Raw genomic sequence first — 12,812 nt, forward strand, 5'->3', positions numbered from 1 at the left:
AAGCCGAGCTAGAGCGGGCGGATCATAGAGATGCGGGCCCGCAGGGGCAAGGCGCTGGCAAAGGCTTCGTTCGTATCGTCTTGAACGAGGCGGAAATTCTGCTAGCACCGGCTTTGAACGGGCCGCCGCGCGCGGCCCATCGCCGCCTGCCATGCCAGCCGAGGATGCCGAAATGACCGACAGGAACACGCCGCTGATCGCCGGAAACTGGAAGATGAACGGCCTAGCCACGGCGCTCGGCGAACTGCGGTCGATGGCCGAGGCGGCGGCCGGGGGCCTTGCCGGCTCCGTCGATCTCGCCATCTGCCCGCCGGCGACGCTGCTGGCGGCGGCCGCGGCGACGGCCGGCGACAGCGGCCTCAGCGTCGGCGGCCAGGACTGCCACACGGCGGCGAGCGGCGCCCATACCGGCGACCTCTCGGCGGAAATGCTGGCCGATGCCGGCGCGCGCTGGGTCATCGTCGGCCATTCCGAGCGCCGCGCCGATCACGGCGAGAGCGATGCCCTGGTGCGGGCCAAGGCGGAGGCCGCCTGGCGCGCCGGGCTCGTCGCCATCGTCTGCGTCGGCGAGACGGAGGCCGAGCGCAAGGCCGGCAAGGCGCTGGAGGTGGTCGGCGCGCAGCTTGCCGGCTCGGTGCCGGAGGGAGCGGACGGGGCGCGGCTGGTCGTCGCCTACGAGCCGGTCTGGGCCATTGGCACCGGCCTGACGCCGACGGTGGATGACGTCGCCGAGATGCATGCCTATATGAGAAGAGAACTGCAGGGACGGTTCGGGCCCTCGGCCGCGTCGATCCGGCTGCTGTACGGCGGGTCGGTGAAGCCGGCCAATGCCGCCGAGCTGCTGTCGGTCGACAATGTCGACGGCGCGCTGGTCGGCGGCGCCAGCCTGACGGCCTCGGACTTCCTTGCGATCGCGCGAGCCGCCGGCTGATCCGCGCCATGCGGGCAGCAGGTGGCAGCCATGAGCGCAGCCGGGATCGATCAAGGGTGGAAACCCCGTCGGCATTGGTGTAGAACCCGCTGCAAATCCGAACACTAAAGACTGGTTGTCGATGGAAACCGTTATCATCGTTATCCACCTGATGGTCGTGCTCGCGCTCGTCCTCGTGGTTCTCCTGCAGCGGTCCGAGGGCGGCGCGCTCGGTATCGGCGGCGGAGGCGGCGGCATGATGTCCAGCCGCGGAAGCGCCAATGTGCTGACCCGCACGACGGCGATCCTGGCTGCGGTCTTCTTCGCAACGTCGCTGGCCCTTGCCCTGGTCGCCAAGAGCGGCGACCGTCCGGCCTCGATCCTCGATGCCGTCCCCGGGACGCAGACCGCGCCTGTCGGCGAGGGAACCTCCGGCTCCGGCAGCGGCATTCTCGACCAGTTGCGTCCGCCCGAGACGCCCTCCGGACCGCAGGTTCCGGCGGCGCAGTAAGCCCAGGGCGGCAAGCGTCTTCACCCTTTGCCCCGCGATCCGCGTCGCGGGGCATTTTCTTGTGTGTTAACTCCGTGCCGGGCGTTCGAATCAGCGCCCGCGGCGATATGGTATTGGTCCATGGCGCGATACATCTTCATCACTGGCGGCGTGGTTTCCTCCCTTGGCAAGGGACTGGCCTCGGCGGCTCTCGGGGCTCTTCTGCAGGCGCGCGGATACAAGGTGCGGCTGCGCAAGCTCGACCCCTATCTCAACGTCGATCCGGGGACGATGAGCCCCTATCAGCACGGCGAGTGCTTCGTCACCGACGACGGTGCCGAGACTGATCTCGACCTCGGCCACTACGAACGCTTCACCGGCCGGCCGGCCAACAAGATGGACAACATCACCACCGGCCGGATCTACCAGGACATCATCGCCAAGGAGCGCCGGGGCGACTATCTCGGCGGCACGGTGCAGGTGATCCCGCACGTCACCGATGCGATCAAAGCCTTCGTGCTCGACGGCAATGACGACTACGATTTCGTGCTGTGCGAGATCGGCGGCACCGTCGGCGATATCGAGGGCCTGCCGTTCTTCGAGGCGATCCGCCAGCTCGGCAACGAGTTGCCGCGCGGCCATGCGGTCTATATCCACCTGACCCTGATGCCGTTCATCGCCTCGGCCGGCGAGCTGAAGACCAAGCCGACCCAGCACTCGGTCAAGGAGCTGCGCTCCATCGGCATCCAGCCGGACATCCTGATGGTGCGCTGCGACCGCAAGATTCCGGACAGCGAGCGGCGCAAGCTGTCGCTGTTCTGCAACGTGCGCGAGGGCGCCGTCATCCCGGCCTATGACGTCAAGTCGATCTACGACGTGCCGATCGCCTATCACAAGGAAGGGCTCGACGAGGAGGTGCTGGCCGCCTTCGGCATCACCGGTGCGCCGGCGCTCGACCTGTCCCGCTGGACCGGCATTTCCGAGACGCTCGCCAATCCGGAAGGCGAGGTGACCATCGCCATCATCGGCAAGTACACGGTCCTCAAGGACGCCTACAAGTCGTTGATCGAGGCGCTCGTGCATGGCGGCATCGCCAACAATGTGCGCGTCAACATCGAGTGGATCGAGTCGGAGATCTTCGAGAAGGAAGACCCGACCCCCTGGCTGGAAAGCGTGCACGGCATCCTCGTGCCGGGCGGCTTCGGCGAGCGCGGCGCGGAAGGCAAGATCGCCGCGGCCCGCTTCGCCCGGCTGCACAAGGTGCCGTATTTCGGCATCTGCTTCGGCATGCAGATGGCGGTGATCGAGGCGGCGCGCAATCTCGCCGACATCACTGACGCCAATTCCACGGAATTCGGCGAGGCGGCCGAGCCGGTCGTCGGCCTGATGACCGAATGGTCGAAGGGCAACCAGATCGAGGTGCGGCGCGCCGATGGCGAGCTCGGCGGCACGATGCGCCTCGGGGCCTATCCGGCGCGGCTGCAGAAGGGCTCGCGGATCGCCGACATCTACGGTTCGGAGATGATCTCCGAGCGTCATCGCCACCGCTACGAGGTGAACATCGCCTATCGCGAGCGGCTGGAGCAGGCGGGCCTGCGCTTTGCCGGCACCTCGCCGGACGGGCTGCTGCCGGAGACGGTGGAGATCGACGACCACCCCTGGTTCATCGGCGTGCAGTACCATCCGGAGCTGAAGTCGCGGCCGTTCGAGCCGCATCCGCTCTTCGCCTCCTTCGTGGCCGCGGCGATCGAGCAGAGCCGCCTGGTCTGATCGGGACCGGGCCGGCCGGTCCGCTCGGGACAGGCCGGACGCAAAGGGGCAGGGGGAGAGGAAGATGACCGCACGCGGTTTCGATCACGTGGTCTGGACGGTGCGCGATCTGGCCGCCGCCGCCCGGTTCCTGGAGCGGGCGGGCTTTCGCGTAACGCCGCGCGCCCACCATCCCTGGGGCACGGAAAATCATCTCGTCCAGCTCGACGGCTTCTTCATCGAACTGTTGGGGATCGGCGATGCGGCGCTGATTCCCGAAGCCGTGGGCAACACCTTCTCCTTCGGCGCGTTCAACCGCGATTTCCTGAAAGCGCGCGAAGGCGCGTCGATGCTGGTGATGGAAAGCCGCGACCCTGCGGCCGACCGTCACGACTTCGAACGGGCGGGCCTGCATGTCTATGCGCCGTTCTCCTTTGGCCGCGAGGCGAGGCTGCCGGACGGCGAAATCCGCAAGGTCGGCTTCGACCTCACCTTCGTGCGCAACGACAGCGATCCGACGCATGGATTCTTCACCTGCCGCAACCGCTATCCGGAGAACTTCTGGTCGGCGGAATACCAGACCCACCCCAATGGGGTGACGGGGCTCGAATCGGTGGTGATCGTCTGCGACGAGCCGGCCGAGCAGCACATCTTCTACGCGGCCCTGACGGGGCAGCGGGAGATGCGGGCGACCAGCCTCGGCATCACCATCGAGACGCCGCGCGGCCGGCTGCACCTGATGCCTCCGTCAGCCTTCTCCGCGCTCTACGGGAGCGAGGCGCCGGCGATCGCGCCGGGCGGCTCGGCGATTGCCGCGCTCGGCCTGCGGACCCGTGACCGCGCGCGGGTCGCCCGGATGCTTGGGGAGGCTTCGCTCGATTTCGTCGAGGCGCCGGAAGGGTTGGTTATGCCTGCCGGAGATCATTTCGGATTGGCGCTTGTCTTTGTTTGAAGCCCCTGTGTAACCTTGCAAAAGTTGCGGGGCACTCAAGGGCCGGCGAGCGCGGACGGCGTTATCGCGGCTTCTCATTCACGCAATACACAAGCGCACACGACAGGTTGCGCTTTATATGAGTGCACGTTGCACGGACGTGGTTTGAACGGGGCCGATATCCGTGCCCCGCGGGAGGTGGGTTTCATGCCAGAGTTGCGTCTCATCCTGCGTCGGGGGCTGATTCCGGGGGTCGCCCTGTTGCTGGCCGGCTGCAATCCGTCCGATGACACGTCTTCCCAGTCGGCTCCTCCGCCCTCCGTCACGGTTGCCGCCGCCGTTTCCAAGGAAGTGCGCCAGTCGGCCCGCTTCGTCGGGCGCGTCCAGGCGGTCGACGATGTCAACCTGATCGCCCGGGTGTCCGGTTTCCTCGCCTCCAAGAATGTCGAGGACGGCGCGACGGTCGAGAGCGGCCAGCTCCTGTTCACCATCGAGCGCGCGCCTTACGAGGCGACCCTTGCCTCGGCCAAGGCGGACGCCGCACGTGCCCAGGCGGATGCTGCCCTGAAGGCCGCCGATCTGGAGCGCGACAAGGACCTGTTCGACAAGGGGCATGTCTCGCAGGCGAAGTATCAGGCGACGCTGGCGGCTAGGGAACAGGCGGACGCCGTTGTCGCCGCCGCCAATGCGGCGATCACCCAGGCCGAACTCAATCTTGGCTATACCGATGTCGCCGCGCCTTTCGCCGGTCAGATCGGCAAGACCAATTTCAGCGTCGGCGATGTGGTGGGGCCGAGCGCCGGGCCGATCGCCCGGCTGGTGCGCACCGATCCGATGTATGTGAACTTCGCGATCAGCGAGAAGGACTATCTCGACGCGGTGCGCGGCGAGCGTCCGGCGGAAGCGGTCGGCGACAAGGCCGACCTGCCGGGCATCCACATCATCCTGCCGAACGGCAAGCGCTACGAGCAGGACGGCGAAATCGTCTTCATCGACAATGTGGTCGACCCGAAGACGGGCACGATCTCGGTGCGCGGGCGCTTCGCCAATCCCGATCGCCTGCTGGTCGCCGGCACCTTTGTCGAAGTGGTGGTCGAAGCCCCCGTGGCGATGAAGGAGATCGTCATTCCGCAGTCGGCGGTGCAGCGCGACCAGCGCGGCGCCTTCGTGCTGGTGGTGGGCAGCAACGAGACCGTCGAGCAGCGCTATGTCGAGCTCGGCCAGCAGGTCGAGACGGACTTCGCCGTGACGAGCGGGCTGCAGGAAGGCGAGCGGGTGATCACGCTCGGCCTGCAGAAGGTGAGGCCCGGCGTGCCGGTGAACGCCGCGCTCGCCGCCGGCGCGGCGGAGTAGGCCGATGTTCTCGCGGATCTTCATCAACCGGCCGAAATTCGCGCTGGTCATCTCGATCGTCATCACCATCGCCGGCGCGCTGGGATACCTGTCGCTGCCGGTCGAGCAGTTTCCCAACATCACCCCGCCGGTGGTGAACGTTTCCGCCAGCTACACAGGCGCCAGCGCGCAGGTGCTGGAGGAGACGGTGGCCGCGCCGATCGAGGCGGAGGTGAACGGCGTCGACAACATGATCTACATGTCGTCGAACAGTTCCGACAATGGCAGCTATTCGCTCAACATCGTCTTCGAGGTCGGGACCGATCCGGACATCGCCGCGGTCAACGTGCAGAACCGCGTCTCCCAGGCGACCAGCGTGCTGCCGGCCGAGGTAACGCGCAGCGGCGTCACCGTGCAGAAGGCCAGCACCAACATGCTGCTGGTGGTGACGCTGTTCTCGCCCAACCGCACCTATGACGAGCTGTTTCTCGCCAACTACGCATCGATCAACCTCAAGGACGCCCTGGCGCGGGTGAAGGGCGTCGGCAAGGCCGACGTGCTCACCGACTTCGCCTATGGCATGCGGGTCTGGCTCGATCCGGACCGGATGGCCAGCCTGTCGATGACGCCGGGCGATTTCATCGCGGCGATCCAGGACCAGAACCTGCAGGTGGCGGCGGGGCAGATCGGCGCGCCGCCGGCGCCCGAGGGCCAGCAGTTCCAGTATACGGTGCGGGCGCAGGGGCGGCTTTCGACGGCCGAGGAATTCCGCAACATCGTGCTGCGCACCGGCGAGGACGGGGCGCTGGTGCGCGTCGGCGACGTGGCGCGCGTCGAGCTCGGCTCCCAGTTCTACGGCGCCAACGGCCGTTTCGACGGCAAGCCGGCGACCGTCCTGGCGATCTATCAGGCGCCGGGCGCCAATGCGCTGGCGGTGGCCGACGGGGTCCGGGCGCGGCTCGAGGAGTTGTCGCGCTCCTTCCCGGAGGATGTTGTCTACGACATTCCCTTCGACACGACGGAGTTCGTCGAGCGCTCGCTCGACGACGTGGTCGTGACGTTGATGATGACCTTTGGGCTGGTCATCGCGGTCGTCTTCGTGTTCCTGGGCAACTGGCGGGCGACGGTCATTCCGACCATCGCGATTCCCGTGTCGCTGATCGGCACCTTCGCCGTGCTGCTGCTGGCGGGCATGTCGCTGAACACGATCAGCCTGTTCGCCCTGGTTCTGGCCATCGGCATCGTCGTCGACGATGCCATCATCGTGGTCGAGAACGTCGAGCGCATCATGGCGGAGGAGGGGCTGTCCGCCAGGGAAGCGACCGAGAAGGCGATGGGGCAGATCACCACGCCGGTGATCGCGACGACCCTGGTGCTGCTGGCGGTCTTCGTGCCGACGATCTTCATGCCAGGCATCACCGGAAAGCTCTACTCGCAGTTCGCCGTCACCATCTCGGTGGCGGTGATCATCTCCTCGATCAACGCCCTGACGCTGTCGCCGGCCCTGTGCGGGCTGGTGTTGAAAGCCCGCTCCGGGCCGCCGCGCGGTGTCATGGCGATGTTCGAACGGGGCATCGGCCATGCTCGCGATGGTTATGTCGGCATCGTCTCGCGCCTGCTGCCGCGCTCGTTCCTCGGCCTTGCCGGTATCGGCGCGGCGGTCGCGCTGATCGTGGTGATGAGCGGCCGCCTGCCGCAGGGCTTCCTGCCGCTGGAGGACCAGGGCTACCTGATGGTCGACGTGCAGTTGCCGGACGGCGCCGCCCTGCCGCGCACCAGCGAGGTGACCGACCGGATGGAGGAGATGCTGGAGGCGATGGACGGCATCCAGCATGTCATCATCGTCAACGGCTTCTCGATCCTCAACTCCGGCCTGTCGCCGAACGCGGGCATGGTCATCGTCAAGCTGACGCCCTGGGGCGAGCGCACGACGCCGCAGCTCAGCGCCGACGGTATCCTCGCCCAGCTCTGGGCGACCTTCTCGACAATCCCCGGCGCCAACATCATCGCCTTCAACGCCCCCCCGATCCCCGGCCTCGGCACCACCGCCGGCGTCGAAATGAAGATTCAGCAGACCGGCGGCGGAACGCCTCAGGACCTCGCCTCCGCTGTCGGCTCGCTTGTCTATACGGCCAATCAGCAGCCTTCCATCGCCCAGGCCTATTCGACCTTCCGGGCAAATGTGCCGCAGCTTTTCGTCGATCTCGATCGCGAGCGCGCGCAATTGCTGGGCGTGCGGGTCAGCGACGTGTTCCAGACGCTGCAGGCCTTTCTCGGCGGCTATTATGTCAACGACTTCAACCTGTTCGGCCGCGTCTACCGGGTGATGATCCAGGCGGAGGGGGCGTTCCGCGACCGGGCCGACGACATTGCCCGGCTGCATGTGCGCAACAGCGATGGAGAGATGGTGCCGTTGCGCTCCATCGTCAATGTGGAGAATGTGCTCGGGCCGCAGCTTCTCAACCGCTACAACATGTTCCGTGCCGCTTCGGTCAACGCGGCGCCCAAGGTCGGAATGTCGACGGGCGACGCGATCGCGGAAATGGAGAAGGGGGCGGCCGAGGCCTTGCCGGCCGGATATGCCTTCGAGTGGACCGGCACCGCGCAGCAGCAGCAAGGCGCCGGCGCGATCGTCGTCATCGTCTTGATGCTGTCGATCCTCTTCGCCTATCTGTTCCTCGTCGCCCAGTACGAGAGCTGGTCGATGCCGCTGGCGATCCTGATGTCGGTGACGGTGGCGCTGCTCGGCGCCTTCGTGGCGGTGGCGGTGACGGGCAGCGACGTCAACCTCTACACGCAGATCGGCATGATCATGCTTGTCGGCCTCGGGGCGAAGAACGCGATCCTGATCGTCGAGTTCGCGATGGAGGAGCGGGACAAGGGCAAGTCGATCATCGCGGCGGCGCGCGAGGCGGCGCATCTGCGCTTCCGGGCGGTGATGATGACCGCGCTCGCCTTCCTGCTCGGCGTCGTGCCGCTGATGACCGCGAGCGGGGCGGGTGCTGCGAGCCAGCAGGCCATCGGCTTCGCCGTGTTTGGGGGCATGCTGTTCGCCACCTCGCTCGGCGTTATCCTCGTGCCGGTGCTCTATGTGGTCATGCAGATCATCCGCGAGCGCCTCAAAGGCATCTATGCCGGCGCGGATGTCCCCAGCGCACGCACGGAGAGCGCGTAAGAGAGGCCGGCGGGCGCGGGCAGGGCATCGGTCCGGGGGCGGTTTTCCACCCCCGGCCAATTCGCCTCTTGTCACGCCGCGCCCACATTGTTACAGGAACCCGCGTGAGCCTGTAGCTCAGTTGGTAGAGCAACTGACTTTTAATCAGTAGGTCCAGGGTTCGAGCCCCTGCGGGCTCACCATCAAGATCGCGGCGCTGTCGCAGTGTCCTGCGGTCGGTGAGCGAAGCGCGCTACACCGTGTCGCCTCGGCCTGCTGCGCCGGCTATCGGTCCAAGACACCGCTCCATTCGTCCAGAGCAATGATGGATCATGGTTTTTTCGCCCGCCGAGAGGCTGCGCCTATCGTTTGATCGTCAGGCCAAGTGGAAAACGCTCTGTTCATGATATAGAGTCATGATCACAACCGGTCGGCGCGATCGGCGGGAAGGGGCTGCAACGGCGCAGTTCTTGACGAGCGGATCGTGTCTCGACCAGTTCACCAATGCTGTGTACAACTACCGGCAGAGACAGGTGAACCCCACAACGACGGGACGGGCGCACGAGAAGATGTCTGACACCTCCGGCGGCAACACGACAGGAACGGCAGAATACGAGTTCCTCAGGGGGCATATCGCTGCGACGATGGCGCTGATCCACGGCCTGATCGCGCAAGGGGCCCTCGACCGCCAGGCTCTCGACGACTATTTCACCGACTATCTCAGCCGGCTGCCGCATACCCGCGAGACGCTGGCCCTGCGCCTCGTCATCGATCAGTGGCGTCAGGGCCTGCGCGACGGACAGGACGAGGCGCAATTGCGCCGAAATTTCCTGGAAGTCATCTATGGCGGCAAGGGGCGGGACTGACCTCTCGCCCGCCCGGTGGTCCGTTCCGTTGGAATAGATTGATTTACATCATGTTTTTCGTTCGCCGCCCTGCGGAAAGCTGCGACCCCTCCTGAGCGAAGACATCGCGGACCGCCTCCTGCGCCGCTCGCACCCTCCGTCTTCCCGCTCGCCAAAAGGTGAGGCGACTTCTCCGCCTCCGGGGCCTATATCGGGACGGGCCGACCACACGCAAAAGCCGAATACGTAGTTGAGGCAAGGGGTCACATTGCCCTGCAGCGTGTATCCGCTAAGCCGAACGGTATCAGGTTCGGCGGCGCAAGAGGCGGCCGGCCGGTCTTCCGCCTGCAAGCAGGAATGCTCATGTTTCAGGACGTCACACTCATCGGTGCCTTCTTCGCGGGGCTGCTCTCCTTCGTTTCTCCCTGCGTGCTGCCGCTGGTCCCGCCCTATCTGGGGTTCCTCGCCGGCGTCTCCCTCGACGAGTTGACGGGAGAGGGGGAAGAAAAGGCCGACCCTTACCGGGTCTTCTTTGCCTCCCTTACCTTTGTCCTGGGCTTTTCGACGGTCTTTGTCGCCCTCGGCGCCAGCGCCTCCTTGATCGGGCAGGTGGTCACCCAGCATATCCAGGTGCTCGGCTACATTGCCGGGGCGGCCATCATCGTCATGGGACTGCATTTCCTCGGCGTGTTCCGGATCGGCTTGCTCTACCGCGAGGCTCGGGTGCATGTGGAGCGCAAGCCGGCCGGCCTCGTCGGGGCCTATGTGATCGGCCTTGCCTTCGCCTTCGGCTGGACGCCGTGCGTCGGACCGATCCTTGCCGCGATCCTCTTCGTCGCCGGCAGCGAGGAGTCCGTGTCCCAGGGCGCGATCCTGCTCGGCGCCTATGCGCTGGGGATCGGCGTGCCGTTCCTGGTCGCGGGCCTGTTCGCCGGCCCGTTCATGCGGTTCATGAGCCGTTTCCGCAGGCACATGGTCACGGTCGAGAGGGCGATGGGTGTCTTTCTCATCGTGACCGGCGTTGCGTTCATGACCGGCCAGATGGCGCGCCTGTCCTTCTGGCTGCTCGAGACCTTTCCCGCGCTGGCCGTCATCGGCTGACGGTCCAAAGGGGCGGCGCCGAACTTCGGATCGCTGCCGCCCGGCAGGTCCACCGTCACTCGGCGCCCTGCGCCGGAGCGCGCAAGGGCAGCTTGAGGAGGCCGAGCGGGAGCAGGTCCGCCGCCTTGCGCCAGAGCGACACCGGCGCTGTCGCCATCACCAGGCCGGACATGATCAGCAGGAATCCGGCAAAGTGATAGGCGTGCAGCTCCTCGCCGAGAAATACCACGGCCATGATCACCCCGTAGGGCGGCAACAGATACATGAACAGGCCGGCGGTTGACGGCCCGACCACCGCGATGCCGTGCTGGAAGCAGTAGAAGGCGAGGACCGAGGCGATCAGCGCCAGCCCGAAGATCGACAGCCAGGCATCCAGCGACGCGGGGAAGTGCCCGGTTTCGACGATTTCAACGAGGGTGAAGGGGGCGAGCGTGACGACGCCGGCAAAGGCCAGCGCGGCGAACAGCGAGATGGTCGGCACCGCGGCGAGGGTCTTGCGCTTCAACAGCACAGAATAGACCGCCCAACTGAGGGCGGCGATCGCGAAGATCACATCGCCGGCGTTGAAGCGCAGGGCGAGGAGCTGTCCAAGCGATCCCTTCACAACGATCGCCACGACACCCAGGATCGCCAGAACGATCCCGATGGCTTCGCGGCGGCCGATGGCGCGGCCGCGGAACAGCCATTCCAGCACCAGGATCAGCACCGGAGAGGAGGTGTAGATCAGGGTGCCATTGGTCGCGGAGGTGTATCTGAGGGCAAAATAGACGCCCGCGCCGCAGAACCACATTCCGAGCAGGCCCATGATGGTGATCAGGCGCCAGTTTCTCAGGATCTCGTCACGGTGCTGCTTCAGGCCGGGCAGGGCGAAGGGCAGCAGGATCAGGAAGGCGACGAGCCACCGCAGAAAGGCGAGCGTCCACGGCTCCACCGTCGCGGCGGCGGCACGGCCGATGACGATGTTGGACGCGAAAAACAGCGGCATGACGAGAAGCAGGGCATAGGCCCGCTGCCGGACATTGGTTGGATCGAACATATAAGGCCTGACTTGGGGGCGAAGGCTGTTGCGTCGGCCAGTCGCTCTGATCTCTAGCCTACGGTTCTAAGGCACGGACCTGAGGAAAGGGAACGGGTCGGCACCTGATACCTTCGTCGGAGATGTGGACGCAAGTCATCGCAGCATCCGCGGCATTCGGATAGGGGCCGGCATAGAGGGTCACGCCGTCGCCTGTCTCTGCTGCCAGAATGTGGCTTTGCAGTTGTTCGGGCAGGTCCTTGCGCGCGCTCCGCAGCTTCGACCATGCGGCCTCGGCATCGGCCTGGGAGGCGTAGCTGCCGAGATCGACGGCGAAATCGGTTCTCTGGATACGCTCCGCGCTGCCCGGAGCGATATGGCCTGCCGCCTGCGTCACGGCGAGGGAGGGCAGTGCGGGCGTCGGGTGGGCGTCCTGTCCGGCCGGCGCGGGAATCGATGCCGTGCTGCCGGGCGGTTCGCTTCCCGGCAGTGCGACGATCCGCACCGGCTGACGGAGATTGTCCGGCAAGGCCGCACCGATCAGGTCGGCGACCTCCTTGTCGGGCGCAGCGGCGGTCGACGCCGGAACGGTCTTGTCAGGCGCCTTGCGGACGTTCGGAGCGGGCAATGTCTCGACGGCGGTCGCACTTCCGGCACGGGCATCGACGGCGGCATCCACATCCTGCTGAAACCCGCTGGCGGCCTGCGCGGCCTGAACGGAGTTTGCATTCTCGGGGCCGACGGTGCGCTCGGCGAGCATCCTGTTGCGCTCGTTCAAAACGCTGGTGATGCGGCGCAATTCCGCGACCTCGCGGCGGAGCGTATCCAGTTCGGCCTGCATCATGCGTCGGGCCTGAGCCCCTTCGGTGCCGCCTTCGGACGGGTAGACCTCGATTCCACCGGCCGTGCGGGAGGTCACCGACGCCGTGGTGCGGACTTCTCCCGGCGGAGGAAGCGGGCCGCTGTCGATCTGCCGGCTGTGAAGGGGGAACTGGGGCGCAAGGAAGACGGACGCCGATCCGACGATGGCGAACAGCATCGCCCCGCCGCCCCAAAGTGCGACGGACCGGGTGTCGCCGGAAACCCGTACCGGCTGCTTCCTCTTGCTCGATTCCAGCGGTTTCACGCCGCGTATCCCGCGCTTGTCTCGTCTGCGTCCAGAAAACGCCCGACATGGTTAACAAGGCTTGAAGTTTCTGTCGATACAAGGGGTTTTAGTCACTTTTGCCGAGACTGGCCGATTGGCGTTTCGGCTTTGTTTGCAAATCCATGTCACGAACTGAAA

Annotated in this window: 10 protein-coding genes and 1 tRNA gene; 9 read left to right on the forward strand and 2 right to left on the reverse strand. The window is 66.1% G+C overall.

The genetic code is table 11. From position 1 onward, the window contains the following. The first annotated feature begins 172 nt into the window (after nucleotides 1–172). The 9 genes from tpiA to TSB10P1A_RS11140 all read left to right on the forward strand — a co-directional run bounded on the left by tpiA (nucleotide 173) and on the right by TSB10P1A_RS11140 (nucleotide 10,512). Nucleotides 173–931: a triose-phosphate isomerase gene (gene tpiA, locus TSB10P1A_RS11100; RefSeq protein WP_186387987.1), complete on the forward strand. Its 759-nt coding sequence runs from the start codon at nucleotides 173–175 to the stop codon at nucleotides 929–931. Between the two features lie 121 nt (nucleotides 932–1,052). After that, nucleotides 1,053–1,421, forward strand: coding sequence for a preprotein translocase subunit SecG (gene secG, locus TSB10P1A_RS11105; protein WP_186387988.1), 369 nt, complete (start codon nucleotides 1,053–1,055; stop codon nucleotides 1,419–1,421). 120 nt (nucleotides 1,422–1,541) lie between these two features. Beyond that, nucleotides 1,542–3,170, forward strand: a complete 1,629-nt coding sequence (locus TSB10P1A_RS11110) for a CTP synthase (RefSeq protein ID WP_186387989.1) — start codon at nucleotides 1,542–1,544, stop codon at nucleotides 3,168–3,170. A gap of 64 nt (nucleotides 3,171–3,234) precedes the next feature. Further along, nucleotides 3,235–4,101 carry a VOC family protein gene (locus TSB10P1A_RS11115; RefSeq protein WP_186387990.1) on the forward strand — a complete coding sequence of 289 codons (867 nt, stop codon included), beginning with the start codon at nucleotides 3,235–3,237 and terminating at the stop codon, nucleotides 4,099–4,101. A gap of 186 nt (nucleotides 4,102–4,287) precedes the next feature. Further along, nucleotides 4,288–5,433 carry an efflux RND transporter periplasmic adaptor subunit gene (locus tag TSB10P1A_RS11120; protein WP_186387991.1) on the forward strand — a complete coding sequence of 382 codons (1,146 nt, stop codon included), beginning with the start codon at nucleotides 4,288–4,290 and terminating at the stop codon, nucleotides 5,431–5,433. Nucleotides 5,434–5,437: 4 nt separating this feature from the next. Then, a complete protein-coding gene (locus tag TSB10P1A_RS11125) occupies nucleotides 5,438–8,587 on the forward strand; it encodes an efflux RND transporter permease subunit (RefSeq protein WP_186387992.1) in 3,150 nt (1,049 codons plus the stop codon). Between the two features lie 106 nt (nucleotides 8,588–8,693). Continuing rightward, nucleotides 8,694–8,769 (forward strand) — tRNA-Lys (locus TSB10P1A_RS11130). Nucleotides 8,770–9,135: 366 nt separating this feature from the next. Continuing rightward, nucleotides 9,136–9,432, forward strand: coding sequence for a hypothetical protein (locus TSB10P1A_RS11135; RefSeq protein WP_186387993.1), 297 nt, complete (start codon nucleotides 9,136–9,138; stop codon nucleotides 9,430–9,432). 342 nt (nucleotides 9,433–9,774) lie between these two features. Next, the gene (locus tag TSB10P1A_RS11140; protein ID WP_186387994.1) at nucleotides 9,775–10,512 is read left to right on the forward strand and encodes a cytochrome c biogenesis CcdA family protein; all 738 of its coding nucleotides are present in this window, start codon (nucleotides 9,775–9,777) and stop codon (nucleotides 10,510–10,512) included. A 55-nt stretch (nucleotides 10,513–10,567) separates the two neighbouring features. Here TSB10P1A_RS11140 and TSB10P1A_RS11145 read toward each other — a convergent pair whose 3' ends face one another. Further along, nucleotides 10,568–11,548, reverse strand: coding sequence for a DMT family transporter (locus TSB10P1A_RS11145; RefSeq protein WP_186387995.1), 981 nt, complete (start codon nucleotides 11,546–11,548; stop codon nucleotides 10,568–10,570). Nucleotides 11,549–11,606: 58 nt separating this feature from the next. Beyond that, nucleotides 11,607–12,653 carry an SPOR domain-containing protein gene (locus TSB10P1A_RS11150; protein WP_186387996.1) on the reverse strand — a complete coding sequence of 349 codons (1,047 nt, stop codon included), beginning with the start codon at nucleotides 12,651–12,653 and terminating at the stop codon, nucleotides 11,607–11,609. Between the last annotated feature and the right edge of the window lie 159 nt (nucleotides 12,654–12,812).

Origin of the sequence: Stappia sp. TSB10P1A (assembly GCF_900185725.1) — a bacterium.
In the GTDB taxonomy this organism is placed as follows: domain Bacteria; phylum Pseudomonadota; class Alphaproteobacteria; order Rhizobiales; family Stappiaceae; genus Stappia.

Bases quoted from the DNA above. Each gene is read 5' to 3' on its own strand.
- TSB10P1A_RS11115 (WP_186387990.1), top strand. From the start codon at position 3,235: ATGACCGCACGCGGTTTCGATCACGTGGTCTGGACGGTGCGCGATCTG.
- TSB10P1A_RS11125 (WP_186387992.1), top strand. From the start codon at position 5,438: ATGTTCTCGCGGATCTTCATCAACCGGCCGAAATTCGCGCTGGTCATC.
- TSB10P1A_RS11135 (WP_186387993.1), top strand. From the start codon at position 9,136: ATGTCTGACACCTCCGGCGGCAACACGACAGGAACGGCAGAATACGAG.
- TSB10P1A_RS11140 (WP_186387994.1), top strand. From the start codon at position 9,775: ATGTTTCAGGACGTCACACTCATCGGTGCCTTCTTCGCGGGGCTGCTC.
- secG (WP_186387988.1), top strand. From the start codon at position 1,053: ATGGAAACCGTTATCATCGTTATCCACCTGATGGTCGTGCTCGCGCTC.
- TSB10P1A_RS11110 (WP_186387989.1), top strand. From the start codon at position 1,542: ATGGCGCGATACATCTTCATCACTGGCGGCGTGGTTTCCTCCCTTGGC.
- TSB10P1A_RS11145 (WP_186387995.1), bottom strand. From the start codon at position 11,548: ATGTTCGATCCAACCAATGTCCGGCAGCGGGCCTATGCCCTGCTTCTC.
- TSB10P1A_RS11120 (WP_186387991.1), top strand. From the start codon at position 4,288: ATGCCAGAGTTGCGTCTCATCCTGCGTCGGGGGCTGATTCCGGGGGTC.
- tpiA (WP_186387987.1), top strand. From the start codon at position 173: ATGACCGACAGGAACACGCCGCTGATCGCCGGAAACTGGAAGATGAAC.